17 protein-coding genes are annotated in these 18,668 nt (G+C 69.3%); 7 read left to right on the top strand and 10 right to left on the bottom strand.

The features are described 5' to 3' along the window. The 7 genes from FJV41_RS37220 to FJV41_RS37190 all read right to left on the bottom strand — a co-directional run. On the bottom strand, window positions 1-1,051 hold a 1,051-nt coding region (locus tag FJV41_RS37220), incomplete at its 3' end, for a CocE/NonD family hydrolase (RefSeq protein WP_141647357.1). Window positions 1,052-1,142: 91 nt separating this feature from the next. Beyond that, window positions 1,143-2,582 carry a sigma-54-dependent transcriptional regulator gene (locus tag FJV41_RS37215; RefSeq protein WP_141647356.1) on the bottom strand — a complete coding sequence of 480 codons (1,440 nt, stop codon included), beginning with the start codon at window positions 2,580-2,582 and terminating at the stop codon, window positions 1,143-1,145. After that, complete coding sequence (locus tag FJV41_RS37210) at window positions 2,572-3,918, bottom strand: sensor histidine kinase (RefSeq protein ID WP_141647355.1); 1,347 nt, start codon at window positions 3,916-3,918, stop codon at window positions 2,572-2,574. The genes FJV41_RS37215 and FJV41_RS37210 overlap by 11 nt, the downstream gene beginning before the upstream one ends. 10 nt (window positions 3,919-3,928) lie before the next feature. Further along, window positions 3,929-4,639, bottom strand: a complete 711-nt coding sequence (locus FJV41_RS37205) for a Rossmann-fold NAD(P)-binding domain-containing protein (protein ID WP_141647354.1) — start codon at window positions 4,637-4,639, stop codon at window positions 3,929-3,931. Next, window positions 4,636-5,856, bottom strand: a complete 1,221-nt coding sequence (locus FJV41_RS37200; RefSeq protein WP_141647353.1) for an MBL fold metallo-hydrolase — start codon at window positions 5,854-5,856, stop codon at window positions 4,636-4,638. The genes FJV41_RS37205 and FJV41_RS37200 overlap by 4 nt, the downstream gene beginning before the upstream one ends. Further along, on the bottom strand, window positions 5,853-6,461 hold the full coding sequence (locus FJV41_RS37195) for a TetR/AcrR family transcriptional regulator (protein WP_141647352.1): 609 nt from the start codon (window positions 6,459-6,461) through the stop codon (window positions 5,853-5,855). The genes FJV41_RS37200 and FJV41_RS37195 overlap by 4 nt, the downstream gene beginning before the upstream one ends. 74 nt (window positions 6,462-6,535) lie before the next feature. After that, window positions 6,536-6,775, bottom strand: coding sequence for a hypothetical protein (locus tag FJV41_RS37190; protein WP_141647351.1), 240 nt, complete (start codon window positions 6,773-6,775; stop codon window positions 6,536-6,538). A 409-nt stretch (window positions 6,776-7,184) separates the two neighbouring features. Here FJV41_RS37190 and FJV41_RS37185 point away from each other — a divergent pair, with 409 nt between their 5' ends. From FJV41_RS37185 to FJV41_RS37165, 5 genes are read left to right on the top strand one after another with little or no spacing between them, the layout of a single operon-like run. Next, complete coding sequence (locus FJV41_RS37185) at window positions 7,185-8,249, top strand: HlyD family secretion protein (RefSeq protein WP_141647350.1); 1,065 nt, start codon at window positions 7,185-7,187, stop codon at window positions 8,247-8,249. Next, window positions 8,246-9,007: an ABC transporter ATP-binding protein gene (locus tag FJV41_RS37180; protein ID WP_141647349.1), complete on the top strand. Its 762-nt coding sequence runs from the start codon at window positions 8,246-8,248 to the stop codon at window positions 9,005-9,007. Before FJV41_RS37185 ends, FJV41_RS37180 begins: the two co-directional genes overlap by 4 nt. Next, window positions 9,004-9,942, top strand: a complete 939-nt coding sequence (locus tag FJV41_RS37175; RefSeq protein WP_141647348.1) for an ABC transporter ATP-binding protein — start codon at window positions 9,004-9,006, stop codon at window positions 9,940-9,942. The genes FJV41_RS37180 and FJV41_RS37175 overlap by 4 nt, the downstream gene beginning before the upstream one ends. Window positions 9,943-9,949: 7 nt before the next feature. Beyond that, window positions 9,950-11,083 carry an ABC transporter permease gene (locus FJV41_RS37170; RefSeq protein ID WP_141647347.1) on the top strand — a complete coding sequence of 378 codons (1,134 nt, stop codon included), beginning with the start codon at window positions 9,950-9,952 and terminating at the stop codon, window positions 11,081-11,083. Between the two features lie 16 nt (window positions 11,084-11,099). Continuing rightward, complete coding sequence (locus FJV41_RS37165) at window positions 11,100-12,236, top strand: ABC transporter permease (protein ID WP_141647346.1); 1,137 nt, start codon at window positions 11,100-11,102, stop codon at window positions 12,234-12,236. Between the two features lie 18 nt (window positions 12,237-12,254). Here FJV41_RS37165 and FJV41_RS37160 read toward each other — a convergent pair whose 3' ends face one another. Further along, entirely contained in the window at window positions 12,255-13,673 is a 1,419-nt protein-coding gene (locus tag FJV41_RS37160) for a hypothetical protein (RefSeq protein WP_141647345.1), read from the bottom strand. Between the two features lie 162 nt (window positions 13,674-13,835). Here FJV41_RS37160 and FJV41_RS37155 point away from each other — a divergent pair, with 162 nt between their 5' ends. Next, a complete protein-coding gene (locus FJV41_RS37155) occupies window positions 13,836-15,122 on the top strand; it encodes an MFS transporter (RefSeq protein WP_141647344.1) in 1,287 nt (428 codons plus the stop codon). A gap of 133 nt (window positions 15,123-15,255) precedes the next feature. On the opposite strand, the gene FJV41_RS37150 is transcribed toward FJV41_RS37155, so the two are convergent. Beyond that, complete coding sequence (locus FJV41_RS37150; RefSeq protein WP_141647343.1) at window positions 15,256-15,450, bottom strand: hypothetical protein; 195 nt, start codon at window positions 15,448-15,450, stop codon at window positions 15,256-15,258. 83 nt (window positions 15,451-15,533) lie between these two features. Then, on the bottom strand, window positions 15,534-16,769 hold the full coding sequence (locus FJV41_RS37145; protein ID WP_141647342.1) for a threonine aldolase family protein: 1,236 nt from the start codon (window positions 16,767-16,769) through the stop codon (window positions 15,534-15,536). Between the two features lie 387 nt (window positions 16,770-17,156). On the opposite strand from FJV41_RS37145, the gene FJV41_RS37140 reads away from it, so the two are divergent. Beyond that, window positions 17,157-18,596, top strand: a complete 1,440-nt coding sequence (locus tag FJV41_RS37140; protein ID WP_141647341.1) for an esterase/lipase family protein — start codon at window positions 17,157-17,159, stop codon at window positions 18,594-18,596. Window positions 18,597-18,668: the final 72 nt, after the last annotated feature.

The raw sequence follows: 18,668 nt of genomic DNA, 5'->3' as shown, positions 1-18,668 counted from the left end.
CATAAATCCCTGTTGGAAAAGGGGAAGGGTTGTTAAGGAACAACGTGTTCGCCACGCCCGGGTTCTGCTTCTCGATGGCGGCGTACGTCCGCAAGGGGCCATACAGGTCCTCGGTGTCGTACCAGCCGCCCACCACCAGCATCGCCGCCTTCAGGCCCTTCAGGTGCGGCAGGAGATTCCGCGCCTGCCAGAAGGCGTCGTAGTTGGGATGCGCGGTGACGTCCTTCCAGAACGCGACGTCGCCCTTGAAGTACTTCGTCTCCGCGTTGCTCAGCGGGCCCAGGTCCATGAAGAACTCGTAGCCGTCCGGCGTGCCGTATTCGAAGCGCGCCCAGTCCTCGCTGTCCGTGGGCGCCGGCCGGGGCTTGCCGAACCCCGAGAAGAAGTTGAACGCGAGCGACAGGTTGAAGGCGCCATGCCGGTGCATGTCGTCCCAGAACCAATCCGCGATGGGCGCCTGCGGAGACACCGCCTTGAGCGCCGGGTGGCCGCTGATGGCACCCGCGGAAGCGTAGAAGCCGGGATAGGAGATGCCCCACTGCCCCACGCGGCCGTTGTTGTTCGGCACGCGCGCCAGCAGCCAGTCGATGGTGTCGAACGTGTCGGTGCTCTCGTCGGTGTCCTTCGCGCCCTTCTTCGGGTTGATGGGACGCACGTTGACGAAGTCGCCCTCCGACATGAGGCGGCCACGCACGTCCTGGAACACGAAGATGAAGCCTTCCTTCTCGAACGCCTCGCTCGGCCCGAACTGCGTCTTGTAGCGGTCCAGTCCATACGGCGCGACGCTGTAGGGCGTGCGCACCATCAGGATGGGGTAGCGCTTGCTGGGAGAGGCCTCGACGGGGATGTAGACGGAGGTGAAGAGCTTCACGCCATCCCGCATGGGGATGCGGTACTCGAACTTGGTGTAGCGCGAGCGGATGCGCTCCGTGCGCTCCGGTGTCGAGGCACCGGGGGCCTTCGACGGAGTCGGTGGCGGCGTCTGGGCGACGGCGGGACTTGCGAGGGACAACCAAAGCAGCGCCGCGAGACTGCGAGACACGGGGGACATGCACGCTCCAGTAAAGGGACGCGACATCGTGGGGGACACAACCGCCCCCGAACGGCCCGGGAGGCCGTTTGTTCCCGAGCCCGAGGGGACGTCAGCTCCGTCCTTCTCCGCCCTCGTCCGGGGCGCTGTCCAGCCCGTACTTGCGCAGCTTGTCGTGCAGGGTGGCCCGGCCAATCCCCAGCCGCCGAGCCGCCCCGCTGCGGTTTCCTCCCTCGATGCGCAGTGCGTCGAGTACGAGCCCCCGCTCATAGGCCTCCACCCGCTCCTTGAGCCCCATCCCCGTGGCGGCCTCGCCCTCCTCGCTCCGGAGTCCCTCGGCCACGGGCCCCGTCGACGCGGCGCCAGCCGACCGAGGCTCGGAGGTCGGCAGGAGGGACAGGTCCAGCTCTCCCTCGCTCGACAGCGCCACCAGGCTCTCCAGGGTGTTCTCCAGCTCGCGCACATTGCCGGGCCAGGGCAGCGCCATCAGCCGGTCCACGAAGCCCGGCGGCACCTTCAACGGGCCCGTGTGGAACCGGCCGCTGAATCGGTCCAGGAACATCCGTGACAACACGGGGATGTCCTCGGGGCGCTCGCGCAACGGCGGCACGCGGAGCTGCACCACGTTGAGCCGGTAGTAGAGGTCCTCGCGGAACTGCCCCTCCGCCGCGCGCTTGCGCAAGTCCCGATGCGTGGCGGCCAGGATGCGGACGTCCACCTTGACCGGCCGGTCTTCTCCCACCGGGCGGACCTCGCCCTCCTGGAGCACCCGCAACAGCTTGGCCTGGAGCGGAGGCGCCAGCTCTCCGACTTCATCCAAGAGCAGCGTGCCTCCGTCCGCTTCGCGAAACAGCCCGGGGCGGACCCGATTCGCTCCCGTGAACGCGCCCTTCGAGTGACCGAACAGCTCCGCCTCCGCGAGCTCCTCGGTGAGGGCCGCGCAGTTGAAGCGCAGATAGGGTCCGTTCGCGCGCGGTGAGGCGCGCACCAGGGCCTCCGCCACCCGCTCCTTGCCGGTGCCGCTCTCCCCGGTGATGAGCACTGTCACGTCGCGGGAGCCCGCGCGTTGGACCAACTGCGCCAGCCGACCCATGGGCTCCGAGGAGAACACCATGGAGCGTGACAGGTTCAGCTCCCCTGTCAGCCGCTCGTTTTCATGGCGCAGCCGGACCGACTCCAGGGCGCGCGTGACGACGGCGAGCAGCTCATCCACGTCGAAGGGCTTGCGGAAGTAGTCATAGGCGCCCGCCTTCACCGCCTCCACGGCGAAGCGCTCCGAGCCATGCGCCGTGATGACGATGATGCGCGGCGCGTGGGGTGCCCCGCTGACCCGGCGCACCAGCTCCATGCCGTCCATCCGGGGCATGCGCAGGTCGGTGATGACCAGCTCGAACGCGCGCGACGCCAGCTTTTCCAGCGCGGCCTCTCCGTCCTCCGCCTGCTCCACCTCCACGCCGGACAGGCTGCGCAACATCTCCCGGAGCGTGAAGCGCACGCCCGCGTCATCGTCCACCACCAGCACGCGCGATACAGCGCCCGGCTCACCGCGCATGGGCCACCTCGCGCACGTCCCTCACCGGGCCCAGGGTGTCCGCGGGAAGCTCGCGCGGCAACATCATCTCCGCCACACAGCCCCCGGACGCCTCGTTGCGCAGCGTCACCTCGCCGCCGTGCTGCCGCGCCAGCGCACGGGCCACCGTCAAACCGAGCCCCGAGCCCTTCGACTTCGTGGTGACGCCCGCGTCGAAGGCCCTCGAGGACACCTCGGGTGACAGCCCTGCCCCCGAATCCCGGATGAACACGCGCACATCTCCCAGGCTGCCGGACTCGACATCCACCACCACCTGACCTCCCCGTGGACTCGCGTCGATGGCGTTGTGCAGCAGGTTCATCACCACCTGCTTCACCTTGCGAGGATCACACGCCGCGACCACCGGACCATCACCGCCTCGGGCCAGTCGGACACCGTGCTCGGCGGCGAGGCCCTCGTGCAGCACCACGGCCTCGTCACACAGCGCCGCCAGGTCCACCTGGCTGACGGACAGCGGAACCAGCGGGCGCGAGAAGTTGAGGAACTCCTCCAGGATGTCCTGCATGCGCGTCACCTCGCCGGCCAGCACCTCCAGGCGCTCCGACGGCTGCGCGCGCTCCGGCTCGCGCCGCATGAGCTGCGTCAACCCCTTCACCGTGGCGAGGGGATTCTTCAGCTCGTGGGCAATCTCCCCCGACAAGGACTCCAGCGTCCGAGCATGGGCGCGATGCGTGGCGAACAGCTCGTCACGCTGATGGAAGGACTCCGCCAGCATGTCCTCGAAGGTGCCCCGAACGGCGGCGCCCACGATGTTGGCGGCCACCACCAGGAGCAGGATGAACACCGCGAGGGCCAGGAGCATCTCGCGAGGAGGCTCTCCCAGGAACGACAGGTGCAAAGGGGGAGTCCACTCGAGCAGGTGCGCCGCCGCCAGAAGGGACACGAGCCCCAGCTCCTCCAACATCAACAGGAGCCGCTGACGTGGCGGGAGCACCGCGGCACCCACGAAGGCCAGCGGAAGGACGAGCGGCAGCAACGGACTGGCCAGTCCTCCCGTTCCCCACGTCAGGCTCTGCTCCAGGATGATGCCCAACGTCAGGTTGCCGGAGATGCTGCGCGCCGTGAGTCCCTCCCGCTCGTAACGGCGCAGCTCGAAGAAGAAGAACGACAGGGCCAACACCACCTGGATGGGCAACCAGATGCGGCGCCAGGGCGCGCCATCCATGAGCGTCGCCCCGGCGACAGCCCCCATCAGCAGGAGGCCACCATACGCACGCAGGCGCACCATGCGGCCGAAGATGCGGCCGATGTGCTTGAGCCGGAGGGCCTCGTAGCTGCGCCGGGTTCGCGGGTCCATGTCCACCTTGTCAGGTCGAGGTGAGCCCGGCCCGGATGCTGGCCTGCCGCTGCGAATAGAGGCGCGCCAGGTTGTTGATGTCGTCGTTCTCGAGCACCTTCTTCGGCGCCCCCAGCTCGGCGGTGGCCACCATCGCCAACCCCACCGCCTCCGTGGTCGTCACGAACCCGGGAGCCACGGCCTTGAGCACCGGGTACAGCGGGCTGAGCACCTTGTAGAGAACCCGGTAGACCCGCGTCTTCGACACGATGCCGTGCATCGGCCGGATGATTCCGGGCCGGAACAGGTACACGGCGCGGAACGGCATCGCGAGCAGCGCGTTCTCCGTGCGCCCCTTGACGCGCGCCCACATGGAGCGCCCCTTCTCCGTGCTGTCCGTCCCCGCGCCCGAGACGTAGATGAAGGTCATCCTCGGGTTGACCCGCGCCAGCACCTGCGCCACCGACAGCGTCAGGTCGTACGTCACCCGCCGGTAGTCCTCCTCCTTCATCCCCGCCGAGGACACGCCCAGGCAGAAGAAGCAGGCGCCGTAGCCATCGAGCGAAGACTCCGACGACGCGTCCAGGAAGTCCTTGAGCGGCAGCTCGCGCAGCTTCTCGTGACGCTGCCCCGTCTCCGCCCGACCCACCGCGAGCACCTGCTCCACGCTCGGAGAGCGCAGACACTCGCGCAGCACTCCCTGCCCCACCATGCCCGTCGCGCCAAAGAGGAGGACCTTCATGGCTGGCCTCCGGGCTGGTTCGCCGTCACGGGCGTCCCCATCCCCGTGGAGAGGATGGGATGTTGCTCCGCGGTCTCCCACGCCAGCTCCGGCCACCATCGCTGCCGAACACCCGCTGCTTCGAGCTCCGGCTCCACGCTCTGGCCAGGCCTCGGCAGCACCAGCGTCACGGAGAGGCGCTCGGCCGCCGCGCGCGCCCGTTCAGCTGGCTCCGTCCAGCCATGGTAGGCGAGCCCGAAGAGGGCCCAGTGCACCGGAATCATCACCCTCCCCCGTAGCATCTGGTGTGCCAACACCGCCTGCTCGGGCCCGATGTGCCAGTCCGGCCAGGCGCGGTGGTACTGCCCCGTTTCGATCATCGTCACATCGAAGGGCCCCAGCCGCTCGCCGATGTCCCGCATGGCCGGGAACAGGCCCGTGTCGCCGGAGTAGAACGCGCGGTTCTTGGAGCCGATGAGCGCGTAACCGGCCCAGAGCGTGGAGTCCTTGTCGAACAGGAACCGCCCGGAGGCATGGCGCGCGGGGGTGGCGACGACCTCCAACTCCCCGACCCGGGTGCGCTCCCACCAGTCGAGCTCCACGATGCGCTCCGCCGGAATGCCCCAGTACTCCAGATGCGCACCCACGCCGAGCGGCACGATGAACACCAGCTTGGAGTCCTTCGCGGAGTCCCTCAACGCGAGGAGCGTCGGCCGGTCCAGGTGGTCGTAGTGGTCATGCGAGATGACCACCGCGTCGATGGGAGGAAGGTCCGCCAGCGCGATGGGCGGCGCGAACCACCGCTTGGGGCCCACCCAGGAATAGGGCGAGACGCGCTCGCTCCACACGGGGTCCGTCAGGATGCGATGTCCGTCGATCTCCACCAACTGCGAGGAGTGCCCCATCCACGTCACCCGCAGGCCCGTCGCGGGCGGCGACTGGAAGCGCTGGGGGTTGATGTGCTCCACCGCCAGCGGCTCCCCGGGACTGGTGTGGGGGCTGGTGTGGAGCAGCCCCGACATCATCTCCCCGAAGTGGTTCACCAGCGGCTGGGGGTTGTCGAAGTGCCCGTCCTTCCACTGGGGCGAGCGCTCCATTCGCTCCCGCCGAGCCCCCGTGGCGCTCTTGCCGAAGCCCGTATGGCCATCCACGACGAGCACGAGGATGCCCACCGCCAGCACCGCGCCCAGTCCCATCGCTCCACGGCGCAGGACACGCCGCCAACCTCGCGTCTTCATCGAGATGCTCCCAGGGGCATGCACAGCGCGCGAATCGCGACGCCGATGCCTTGAACGAATGCCTCACGCGTACCGCTGCTGTACTTGAGCCCCCGCGCCGTCGCGTAGAGCGTGTCGGTGAGCTGCCGCGCGGTGAGGCCGGTGGACTTGTAGGCGGCGACCAGTCCCGAGGCGCGCAGCAGCTTCGCCACCGCCTCCAGGAACAAGGTCTCGTGGCGCGTCGCCACCTCTTGCACGCCGGAGGCGCTCAGGACCTCCGACAAGTCCCTGGCGTCCGCACCCAGCATCCCAACATAGCGGCCGACCCAGGCATCGAAGCCCCGCACCAACCGCTCCTCCAGCGGAAGGGAGACATCCGACAACCCCTCGCTGGCGAGCCGCAGCGAGACCTCCATCGAGTGCTGCAACGTGGCGAGGAAGAGGTCTTCCTTCGTCGCGAAGTGCAGATACAGCCCCTGGCGCGACACGTCGGCGGCCCGGGCCACCTGGTCCATGGACGTCTTCCGGAAGCCGTAGCGCAGGAAGACGCCGAGCGCCGCGTCCAGCAACCGGTTCCGCCGCGCGTCGTCCGGCGGTTTCTCGGGTGACTTCAGTTCGGTCCCCATCCTGGACAGATTTGACAAGATGGACCCAGATTGTCAATTCAATCGACCCCCACCCCAGGGGCCGCGACCTCGGCTCAGCGCACGCCGGCGCGGCCTCCGTCGAGCACTCGCAGCGCGGGCTTCGACGTCCGACGTGCTCCGGTGGAGGGCTTGTCCGCCTTTCCGCTCGCCGCCTTCACGACGCGCCGAGGGGGCGTTCGGGAAGTCGTCGAGCCGCGTCCGCTCGCTCGGCCCCGGCGAGGCGCGGGCTTGGCCTTGGGCGTGCGCGGAGCGGGGAACGGCAGGCAGAAGAACAGGTACATGTCGAGCAGCATGGGGCCTCTTCGCCTTCAACGGGTGCGCACGGAATGTGGCGCGCGGTTCATGAGCAATGGCGATGCCACCGTCCTCATCCTTCGAGGAAGGCGTGCGCAAGGTGCCACGGTGGGTGGGCGCGAACCCGTGAAGAAGCATGAAGATGGCGTGGCGAAAGCCCCTTCTCTCCTCGGAAGGAAGGCTCTCCTCAAGGGGCATGCGCACCTTTCCATCCGAGGCGAGGAGCGCCCCCGCCAACGCACCTGACGGGTGTCGGCCTTCCGGCGGGGGTGCCGGGTTTCCGGCAGGGGTTCCGCACGGGCCTCCGACACCCACGTGAGTGCTCACGGCGAGCGAGCGCTGGCATGGGCCTTGCCATCAAGGCGGGCGTCACCGCGGGGGGAAACCGCGGCATCGAGGAGAGGCTCCATGCGACGTGCCGTCGTGGTGTTCGTGGTCCTGGTGGTGGTGCTCGCCACCCTGTTGGGGGTGCGCATCCTGAAGGACCGGCGGGCCGCGGAGGGACCGGCCGGAGGGTCGGGAGTCGTGGAGGGCACGGCGGTGGACGTGCGGGCCCGGCTCAATGCGCGAGTGCTGGCGCGACACGTGGAGGAAGGTGGGCGCGTGGAGAAGAACGCGGTGCTCGTCACCCTGGACTGCACCGAGCCCGAGGCGGGGCTGAGTGAAGCCTCCGCGAGACTGGCCATGGCGCAGGCGCAGGCGGACGGTGCGCGCGCGGCGGCGGTGGCCGCGGGGCGCAGCAGTGAAGCCGTCGCCGCGCAAGCCGAGGGGAGCCAGTCGCAGATTGCTTCACTGGCGGACCAGCAGGGACTGGCCCAGCGACAGGCGGACCGGCTCCAGCAGATGGGGGATGCGACGACGGCGGCCGCGTTGGACCAGGCGCGCGCCCATGCCCAGTCCCTGGAGCAGCAGCTCTCGGCGGCACGGCATGCGAGTACCGCGGCGTCCCGACAGGCTCGCGCCGCCACCGAGCAGGAGCGCGCGAGTCTCCAGCAGGCCGAGTCCGCCCTGCGCGCCATCCAGGCCGCGGAGGCCACGGTGCGCCGGGCCCAGGTGTCGGTGGCGGAGTGCGAGTTGCGCGCGCCCCTGAGCGGCACGGTGGAGACCCTGCCGCTAGAGGTGGGAGAGCTGGCCCTTCCGGGAGCGATTGTCGCGCGACTGGTGGACACGCACCGGCCCAAGGCGACGTTCTATCTGCCGAACGCGGAGCTGGCGGCGGCGAAGCCGGGTCAGTCCGCCACGGTGCGCGCGGACGCGTATCCGGACCGGACCTTCCAGGCGCGCGTCGTCACCGTGGCGCGCGAGGCCGCCTTCACGCCGCGCAACGTGCAGACGCGCGGAGACAGAGACCGTCTCGTCTATCCCGTCGAGGTGCACATCGACGCGCCGGAGGGAGTGCTGCTTCCGGGCATGCCCGTGGACATCACCCTGGGGCCGGTGAATGACGCGGCGGTCGCGGAGCAGCGGCCATGAGCACCTGCCCCGACGTGGACGTGGCCATGGAGGACGTGCGCCGTGGCTTCGGGGCGACGCAGGCGCTCAAGGGGGTGTCGCTGGCCGTCCACACCGGAGAGGTCTACGGACTGGTGGGACCCGACGGCGCGGGGAAGACGACGGCCATCCGGTTGATGGCGGGGCTGCTCCTCCCGGACGCGGGGCGCGTGAAGATGCTCGGTGAGGACCCGGCGAATACGCGCTCCCCGGTGCGGGAGTCGCTGGGACTGGTGCCGCAGCGGAACACACTCTACGGAGACCTGAGCGTCGACGAGAACCTGCACTTCTTCGCGCAGCTGTTCGGCCTGTCGCGAAAGGACTTCACCGAGCGCCGCGAGCAGTTGCTGGACATCACCCGACTGAGCCGCTTCACGGACCGGCGCGCGGACGCACTGTCGGGCGGCATGTACAAGAAGCTGGCGCTGGCGTGCGCCCTGCTCCACCGCCCCCGCGTGCTGCTCCTGGACGAGCCCACCAACGGCGTGGACCCGGTGAGTCGCCGTGAGCTGTGGGAGCTGCTCTACGGCCTGGTCCACGAAGGCATGACGCTGCTCGTCTCCACGCCGTACATGGACGAGGCCGCGCGGTGTCACCGGGTGGGACTGCTCTACGCGGGAGAGCTCATCGCGGAGGGAGACCCTCGGGAGCTGGCGCGCCAGCACGGGGCGGCGGCCTCCAACTTCGAGGCGGTGTTCCTGGCCCTCGTCGAGAAGCGCACCGGTGGGAGGGCCGCATGACTCCGGCCATCGAGGTGCACCACCTCACGCGCCGCTTCGGGACCTTCACCGCGGTGGACGACGTGAGTTTCGAGGTGGGCGCGGGCGAAATCTTCGGTTACCTGGGCGCCAACGGCGCGGGCAAGTCCACCACCATCCGGATGCTGTGCGGACTGCTGAAGCCCACGGGCGGAGGCGCGCGTGTCGCGGGCTTCGATGTGGGCCAGGAGCCCGAGCGCGTGAAGGCCGGCATCGGCTACATGTCCCAGAAGTTCTCGCTGTACCTGGACCTGAGCGTGCGGGCGAACCTGGAGTTCTTCGCCTCGGCCTATGGCGCCCATGGCCGGGAGCTGAAGACGCGCATCGGGGAGATGGTGGAGCGGATGCAGTTGGGCGCGGTGCAGGACGAGGTGACGGGCGCGCTGCCCGGAGGCATGCAACAGCGCGTGGCGCTGGCCAGCGCGGTGCTGCACCGGCCTCGCATCGTCTTCCTGGACGAGCCCACCGCGGGCGTCGACCCGGTGCAGCGACGCTCCTTCTGGGAGTTGATTCGCGACCTCGCCTCACGCGGCACCACCGTCTTCGTCACCACCCATTACATGGACGAAGCGGAGAACTGCGCGCGCATCGGCATCATGGTGGACGGGAAGCTGGTGGCCCTGGATACACCCGAGGGACTGAAGCGGACGCACGCGCCCGGCCGGGTGCTGGAGGTGCGCGGTCCCCGCCTCTCCCCCGCACTGGACTCGCTGCGCGGCATGGCGGGCGTGCTGGATGTGAGCCGCTTCGGCTCCGGCGCCACCGTGCGCGTGGACCCGGAGCGCCTGTCCGCGGAAACCCTGGCGGACTGGCTGCGTGCGCGGGGCGTGGACCCGCTGGAACTGGAGGACTCGGCGCCGACGCTGGACGACGTGTTCCTGGCGCTCACCGCCCGCGCACAGCGGGGAGAGGACTGAAGCGCCCATGGCCGCGACACGTGTGAATCGCCGGGTGGGACGCATCCTCGCGATGGCGGGCAAGGAAGTGCTGCACATCCGCCGGGACATCCGCACCCTCTATCTGGCGCTGGCGATGCCCGTATTGATGCTGGTGCTGTTCGGCTTCGGCATCAGCTTCGACGTGGACCATCTGGAACTGGTCGTCGTGGACCAGGACCGCACGGACCTGTCGCGAGAGCTGGTGCGCCAGGTCACCGCGTCCCAGGAGTTCGTGGTCGTCCAGGACGGCACGTCGCCGGACGAGGCACTCGGAGCGCTGCGCCGGGGTGCCGCGACGGGCGTGTTCCTCATCAACAAGGGCTTCGCCGAGGACGTGAAGCGCGGGGGCGCGCAGGTCCAGTTGCTGGTGGACGGCTCGGACGGCAACACGGCCACGCAGGCGCTCGCCAAGGCCCAGGCCCTGGTCGAGATGGCGGGTCGGAACCTGGGAGGCCCGGTGCGGGTGACCGCGCCTCCGCTGGAAGCGCGCGTGCGCACGCTGTTCAATCCGGATGCGCGATCCGCGATGTTCCTGGTGCCGGGACTCGCGGCATATCTCCTGGCCATCGTCGCGGTGCTCATCACCGCGCTGACGGTGGCGCGCGAGTGGGAGCGCGGTTCGATGGAGCAGCTCTTCGCGACGCCCGTGGGCCGACTGGAGATCGTCGTGGGCAAGCTGCTGCCCTACCTGGGCATCGGCCTGCTCCAGGTGCTGCTGGTGCTCACGGTGGGCGCCTGGGTGTTCGACGTGCCGGTGCGGGGAAGCCTCCTCGCGCTGGGGCTGGGCTCGTTCCTGTTCCTGGTGGGGATGTTGGGCCAGGGGCTGCTCATCTCCGTGGTGACGCGCAACCAGGTGGTGGCGACGCAGGTGGCGACCATCACCTCGGTGCTGCCGTCGATGCTCCTGTCAGGCTTCATCTTCCCGATTGAGAACCTCCCGCCGCCGCTCAAGCTCATCAGCACGCTGATACCGGCGCGGTATTTCGTGGCGACGCTGCGCGGGGTGCTGCTGCGCGGAAACGGCCTGGACGTGCTGTGGCCGCAGTTGGTGGCCCTGGCCCTGTTCGCGGCCCTCGTGCTGGCGGTGGCGACCCGTCGCTTCCAACGACGTCTGGACTGAAAGGAGGCTCGCGAGCATGCATCCGCTGGTGGTGCAGTACCGCGCGGTGGTGGTGAAGGAAGTGCGCCAGACGGCGAGAGATCGCCGCGTCATGGCGCTCCTGACGCTGGCGCCGTTGATTCAGCTCTTCATGCTGGGCTTCGCGGTGAACTTCGACGTGCGCCATGTCCCCACGGTGGTGGTGGACCGGGACAAGACGGCGGAGAGCCGCGACTACGCCCGCGCCCAGCTCGCCGGGGACACCCTCGACTTGAAGGCCGAGGTCGCCGACGAGGTCGCCGCCGAGGAGGCCCTGGAGCGCGGCGAAGCCTCCGTGGCGCTCATCTTCCCCCGCGACTTCCAGAAGGACGTGCTGCGAGGCCAGGGGGCCCAGGTACAGGCGCTGGTGGATGGCTCGGACCCGACCCGCTCGTCCGTCGCGGCGAACGCGGTGGCGCAGTACGCGGTGCTCCGGGCGATGCGCATGGCCCGTGAGCAGGCCCAGGGCCAGGGCGAAGCGCCCCCCCGCTCCCCGGTGGAGCTGGTGCCTCGTGTCCTCTACAACCCGGAGCTGTCCACGTCCGTGTACGTGGTGCCGGGCATCGCCGCGATGCTGCTCCTCATCGTCACCACGGTCATCATGGCCATGGGCCTGTCCCGCGAGCGCGAGACGGGAACGCTGGAGCAGCTCCAGGTGACGCCGCTGCGGCCCGGCATCCTGATGATGGGCAAGGTGACGCCGTTCCTGTTGATTGGCCTGGTGGACGTGGGGCTCGCGCTGAGCGTGGGCGCCTGGGTCTTCAAGGTCCCCTTGCGCGGAAGCCTCACGCTCGTCGCGGTGGCCACCCTCTTCTACCTGCTGTGCACGCTGGGCGTGGGGCTGCTCATCGCGACGGTGAGCCGCACGCAGCAGCAGGCTTTCGTCGGAGGGTTCCTCTTCGTCCTGCCCGCGGTGCTCCTGTCCGGAGTGATGAGTCCCATCCGGGCGATGCCGGACTGGCTGGCGTGGGTGACGTACCTGAACCCCGTGCGCTACTACGTGGAGGTGCTGCGCGGCGCGCTGCTCAGGGACGCGGGGCTGGCGGACCTGTGGCGGCAGGTGCTCGCGCTCGCCGTCTTCGGCGCCATGATGATGGCCGTGGCCGCGCGCCGCTTCCACAAGACCTCGGCCTGAGCCCCCGAGGGCGCTTGCTCAATCCGCGGGCAGGGTCGCCAGAAGGCCCTGCTCCTCGGGGAGCGACTGGGTCTTCCACCAGAACGTGGCGGCGTGCTTGTTGCCGCTGTCGTGCCGCTGCGTCCACTTGAAGGCCCCCGTGCAGTTGGGGCCATCCGTCAGCGTCAGCTCGCTCGCGGCGATGGCGTGGTCATCCCCATCGAAGTAGCCGGGGTGCTTGCAGACGCCAACGACCTGGAGTCCTTCGTCGCCCTTCCCCGCCGGACATCCCGAGCCGATGGCATACGTGGGCGTCGAGGCGTTGTAGGCGATGGACGACGACGTGCTCAGACTCCCGCTGGAAGCCACGCCGGTGGCCCGCGCGAAGACCCAGTCGAGGATGCGGTCCCTCGCGGCGGTCACGGCCTGCGCATGTCCGGACGCGCTCGGGTCGGTGATGGTGCCGTGGCAGAACGAGCCGTACTTGATGCCGTGGGACGGCCGCCACGTCTTGCCCGCCGCGGGCGTCATGCCCAGCCCCACGGCGAGGCCACTGCCCTGCGCATCGAAGGGCAACGAGCCGTCGCTGTAGCCCGTCCACAGCGAGGGCGAGCAGCTCGCCCAGGACGTGAGCATCAGCGCGTGCTTGTTGCGCGCCACCCAGTCCGCCGCCGGGAAGCCCCCGACATTGCCCGCGTACTCGCACCACCCGTTGCCCGGAGCACACGAGTCCCCGTACCCGAGGATGACCTCTCCGTTCTTGCAGGTGGTGACGAAGCTGGCCGCGCCGACGACGTTGTATTTGCTGGTGCCCAGCGAATCGACCATGCCCTGGATGGACACCACACCGGCGATGCGTCCTTGCACGCCCCAGTCCTGGGTGCCGACACCGTCCACGCCTACGTTGGCGGCGACCTCCAAGGCCACCCGACCGCCGGTGCTGTGTCCCACGAGCAGGACGTTCTTCGCGTCCGAGGGGAATCTCCGCTCGATTTCGCGCGCCAGCCGGTAGCGCCACTCATAGGCCGTGGTGCAGGGCGCGCCCTGGCGTGACGCGGAGCACCCCGGGTCTCCCGCCTCCCAGTCATCCATGTTCAAGGGATTCGTCGAGTCCGAGGGATGATGCGCGGAGGCAGGCGCGGTGTAGAGGTTCGCGCGAGCGCTGCGCACCACCACCGTCGTCCCGGGATGCGCGGCCTCGTAGGCGGCGATGCGCGCGGGAAGCGCGGCGTTGATGGCCGCGTCGAGTTCGTCCAGGGAGCCCTCGGCACGCTCGCGCTGGCCCTGACAGCCCTTCACACCGTGCACATACAGGAGGTTGAGCTGCACCGTTCCCTGCTGCGCCAGCGCGGCGACCGTGCGGCCCGGGTCGGCCACCTCGGGGAGCGAAGACTCCTGGGGACCACAGCCAGACAGACCTACCACGCAGGACAGCATCAGCCAGTGACGCGGCGCCATGGTGACGGCTCCAAGCCTCGAAGAGGGGGCGCTACCGTAGTCCAGGACGCACCCGTCGTGGGGACTCGCGACCAGGGAAACAGGCGGCACGTGTGCTCGCTCGCGCGTCCTCGCACTGTGACTGGAAAGCCCGGCGGGCGTGCGTTACAGCCCCGCTCCAGCATGTCCCAGACCGCCGCCTCCGCCCTCTCCGTCTTCCGCCACCGCGACTTCCGCACGTATCAAATCGCCCGGCTCTGCGCGGTGCTCGCCATGCAGATCGAGTCGGTGGCCATCGGCTGGCAGGTCTACGAGGTGACGGGCAGCGCCCTCGCGCTGGGCTACACGGGGCTCTCCCAGTTCATCCCCTTCCTCGCCTTCTGTCTCGTCGGTGGCCAGGTCGCCGACCGGTTTGATCGCCGCATCATCCTGGCCATCTGTCAGAGCGTGATGTTGCTGTGCAGTCTCGCGCTCCTCGCGTTCTCCCTGGGCCACATCCGGGACGTGCGCTTCGTGTACGGCGTCCTGGTCCTCTTCGGCACGGCTCGCGCGTTCTACGCCCCCGCGGGGTCGGCGATGACGGCGCAGTTGGTGCCGAAGGACGAGCTGACGCGCGCGGTCGCCGTGAACTCCACGACGTGGCAGGTGGCCACCATCGCGGGCCCGGCGGTCGGCGGAGTCCTCTACGGCTGGGCGGGCGCCACCGGGGCCTACCTGGGCTCCGCGTCGCTCTGCGCGCTGACCGTGGTGTGGATCCTCTCGCTGAAGGTGCGGACCGGGCGGGCCTCGGCGCAGCCGCTGTCCTTCACCACGCTCGTGGCGGGGCTGGGCTTCGTGCGCCGGCAGCGGTTGCTGCTGGGGAGCATCACGCTGGACCTCTTCGCCGTGTTGCTGGGCGGCGCGGTGGCGCTGCTGCCCATCTACGCGCGGGATGTCCTGCACACCGGCCCCTTCGGGCTGGGGCTCTTGCGGTGCGCGCCAGCGGCGGGCGCGGCGGCGGTGGCCATCGTCCTGGCGATGCGTCCCCTGGGCGGCCGGGCCGGCTGGAAGATGTTCACGGCGGTGGCCATCTTCGGAGCCGCGACGCTCGTGTTCGGCGTGAGCAAGTCCCTGCCCTTGTCGCTGGTGGCGCTGGCCATCGCGGGCGCCGCCGACATGGTCAGCGTGGTGGTGCGCCACACGCTGGAGCTGATGGCGACACCGGACGAGATGCGCGGGCGCGTGGGCGCGGTGAACATGATGTGCATCGGCGCTTCCAACGAGCTGGGCGAGTTCCGCGCCGGCTGGCTCGCGGAGCATGTGGGCGCGATTCCGGCCGTCGTCACGGGCGCCGTGGGCACGCTGGCCATCGTCGCCATCTGGGCCTGGGGCTTCCCCGAGCTGCGGAAGGTGGACCGGTTGGAGTCCGCGGGCCACACCTCACCTCCGGAGCCACAGCCGGCGGAAGCCTCCACGGCCCAGGCGGGCTGACCCGAGCGCACGCGCGGCGCCCGGGTCCACCGCTCCTGCCCGCGAGGGCCAGGGCATCACACCGAGGGTCCATCCGAGGCCAGCGAGCCGCATCCGGGCGCGGCCCTGGCCCAACCCGGATGCGCTGTGTCTCTCAGGCCCGCGCGCCTTCGTAGCTGACGCTCAGCCCTCGGTGCGTCACGGTGATGACGGGGCGCCCGAGCCATCCGCAGTGCTTGCAGACGCCACTGGGACCCGACGCCGTGACACGCACCGGCAGGTCCGCCGCACAGACAGGGCATCCTTCGGGAATCGTGAAGTCGCGCGAGGCGGGGTGTGCTTCGGTCATGCATTCGACGTAACGCAGCTTTCGACCTCCGCAACCGAGGCGGCCACTCGCCGGACAAGCGGCCTGGCGAGCGTCCGCCCCGCTCACGCGGCTTCGTCGAGGAGGCGGCGGTAAGCGCGGACGACGTCCGCATCGGAGACCTTGTCCAGGCCCTCGCTCACCTCGTGGTCCGTCGCGACGACTCCGGGCACACGCGTGGGACCGAACCCTCCCGTCCAGATGCCCGTCTCCCGCGCTACGCGGAAGGCGTGCATCGAGAGCGCTTGCGCGTCACCTCTCAGGTAGACGCGGAACGCGTTCGTCTGCGCCGGACGAGGCTGCACGGTGAGGCGGGTGTCGGCGGCCAGCGCCTCGCTCAGCGCCTTCGCGCGACGAACCTGCCCCGGGATTCGCGCCAGCACGCCATCCAGGCGCATGGCCGCGGAGGCCACATAGGGCGTCAGGTGGAACAGGTTCCCCCCATGGCGGTGCCGCCAGATGCGCGCCTCGCGAATGAAGTCGCGGCCACCCACCAGCATCGCGCCGCCCAGCGCGCCCACGCGCTTGTAGAGGGACACGTAGACGGAGTCGAAGCCCCGGCAGATCTCCGAGAGGGGCCGATTGTAGAAGGGCTGGCACTCCCACAGCCGCGCCCCATCCATGTGGAGCTTCACGCCCTTCTCGCGGCACGCCCGCTTCAGCTCCTCCAACTGTTCCCACGTCTGGAGCTGACCGCCCAGCCATCGCACCGGCAGCTCGACGCTGACGACGCCGAGCGACTCCGGTGACTCGAGCACGTCCTCGGCCAGCATCGGCCGGTTCCAGGGCGAGAGGATGACGTCATGCAGCCCATGCAACAGGACGTGGCTGCTGTCCTCGTGCAACACATGATGTGACGAGGGGTGGACGCCGAAGTTCCGGTTCTTCGCCGCGTCCGCGTAGCTCCGCAGCGCGATGAGCTGCGCCATGGTGCCGGTCGGCATGTAGCAGCCCGCCTCGAAGCCCAGCATCCCAGCGACCTTCTTCTCGAAGCCGTCGATGAACTCACTGTTGCCGTAGAAGTCCCCCGTCACGCCCTGCCGACGCATCCACTCGCCGATGGCGACGAGCTCCGCGCCCGGGTCATCCGACGCGTACACACCCGTGAGGGTTCCGCGGCAGGCCCGGCGGATCTCCTCCACCTCCGCCCGAGACAACTCCCCGGGAGCCCCCTTCGTCTCCTTCCGGGCTTTCGCCGGCGCGGGCGACGCGGCTCGCGCTGGAGCACTCCAGAGCGCGGTCCCCGCGAGCAGGCTGGTCAACGACAGGAACTCACTGCGACTGAACTGATGACGGGACACGGGACACCTCGACCACGGGGCAAGCCTCCGCCGCTCCCTCGAGCGTAGCCCCCGCCGCGCCACGGCTCATCCGATTCCCGCCTCCGACACACTCCCGCGCCTCCCAGTCCCGCGTCCGGACACATTGTTTCAATCCCTGACGCTGCGCGCTCCACCCACACCGCCTGCTCCAATCCCTGACGCAACGCAATATCCGACCGTCCTCCGGTCTCTGACGCATCGCAGTACTGATTCAGTATTCATGTCCCACCCACAAGAAAGGTGAATCACCCTTCAACTTCATTTGCCGCCGGGACCACCCGTTTGGTACGGATCGCGGTGCTGTCACGGAAAGACGTGCCAGCGCCTCTCCCCACAACACAGCTAGCGATTGCAACGGAGCTACATATGGCAACGCGTCGCAGGGTTTTCCGCGCGGTGGTGGCTGTTGTCGGCATGGTCGGCATGGCGTGCTCGAACCAGGATCCAGTGGACGAGGGGCCCGGTCCGGACACCGACGAGGTCCCCGCCGCCATCAAGGCGTGCCGGGAGCGCATCGCCGCGAAGACGTCCGAACTTCAGGCGGCGAGCATCGACATCGCGACCTGGCCCATCCAGGACGCGGAGGAGATGAAGGAGATCACCACCGCGGCGCCGCAGACGCAGGAGACCTACCGCGCCTATGACGGCAAGTACCGGCCCCTGTCGAACCATCCGGGTTGTTCCGTCGACAACCTCTACTACGACAAGGCGAACAGCACCGGCACCACGCCGTACAAGGACGGCAACAACGACGGCAAGTGGACGGGCAACACCGCCTTCGGAGGTCCCAACAGCGCCACCGACTTCATCGGCGGTGACGTGGCCAGGATCCCCGGCTTCTCCTGTGCCGCCAAGGAGTACGCCCAGGCCAACGAGGACACCTCCAAGCCCATCATCATCCTCGTCCACGGCAACTCCACCCGGCCGCACACCTGGGAGAAGTTCCTCCTGCCGCCGGGCACGTCGGTCAACACCGCCACGGAGAACGTCCAGTTCACCGGGGACACCGCCGCCCGCGCGCAGCTCGCGGAGACGCTCATCGCCCAGCGCTACCGGGTCATTGCCGTGGACTTCCGCACGGACATCGTTCCGGGCATCGACCCGTCCACCAACAACACCACCCAGAACGCCGCGGGCAACATCGACCATGGCTGGTCCACGCCCATCCTCCAGTCGCTCATCAAGGCGGTGATGAAGGACCAACCCAACCGGAAGGTGGCGCTCATCGCGCACTCGCTCGGCGTGACGGTGGCGCGCGACGCCCTGCGCCGGCTGTACGTGGAGTGGCGCACCGGCCTGGCCGGCGCCATCAACCCCTTCCCCCAGGTGAGTCACGTCATCCTGGGCTCGGGCGCCAACCACGGCGTATCCACGTATGACCCGCCCAGCTCGCTCTGCACCACCAACAGCACCATGCGCGGCACCATCGTCTGTGAAATGGGCAGCCGCTCGAACTACTCCCAGACGTACTTCCACAAGCCGCTCAACGGGCCGCGCGACCTGTTCGCCACGCCCTGCGCGGACGGCGACTACGCCTTCGGCAAGACGGGCCAGTGCGGGGACAACGTCGTGAAGTACTTCACCCTCACGATGACGGACAAGGAGCGGGGCACCAACTACCAGGACTTCTATGTGTCCGAGGCGGCCTCGCGCATCGAGATGGAAGGCTGCGTGACGAACACGCTGACCACGCTCAACGACTACGACACGAGCGGCTACTTCAACCGGGGCTTCATCGCCAACCACTTCGGCTCGCTGCGCTCGACAGCGGGGCTCGACCTGACGCTGCGCTACCTGGCCGAGTAGCCCCGTCCCTTCCCCTCCAGTCGGACCGGCGCGCGGATTCCTCACCGCGCGCCGGTCCGAGCCCTTCCCGCC

The organism is Myxococcus llanfairpwllgwyngyllgogerychwyrndrobwllllantysiliogogogochensis, from assembly GCF_006636215.1.
Classification (GTDB): domain Bacteria; phylum Myxococcota; class Myxococcia; order Myxococcales; family Myxococcaceae; genus Myxococcus; species Myxococcus llanfairpwllgwyngyllgogerychwyrndrobwllllantysiliogogogochensis.
Note: the sequence above shows the minus strand (reverse complement) of the source record. Positions and strands in the feature narration are given on the sequence as shown.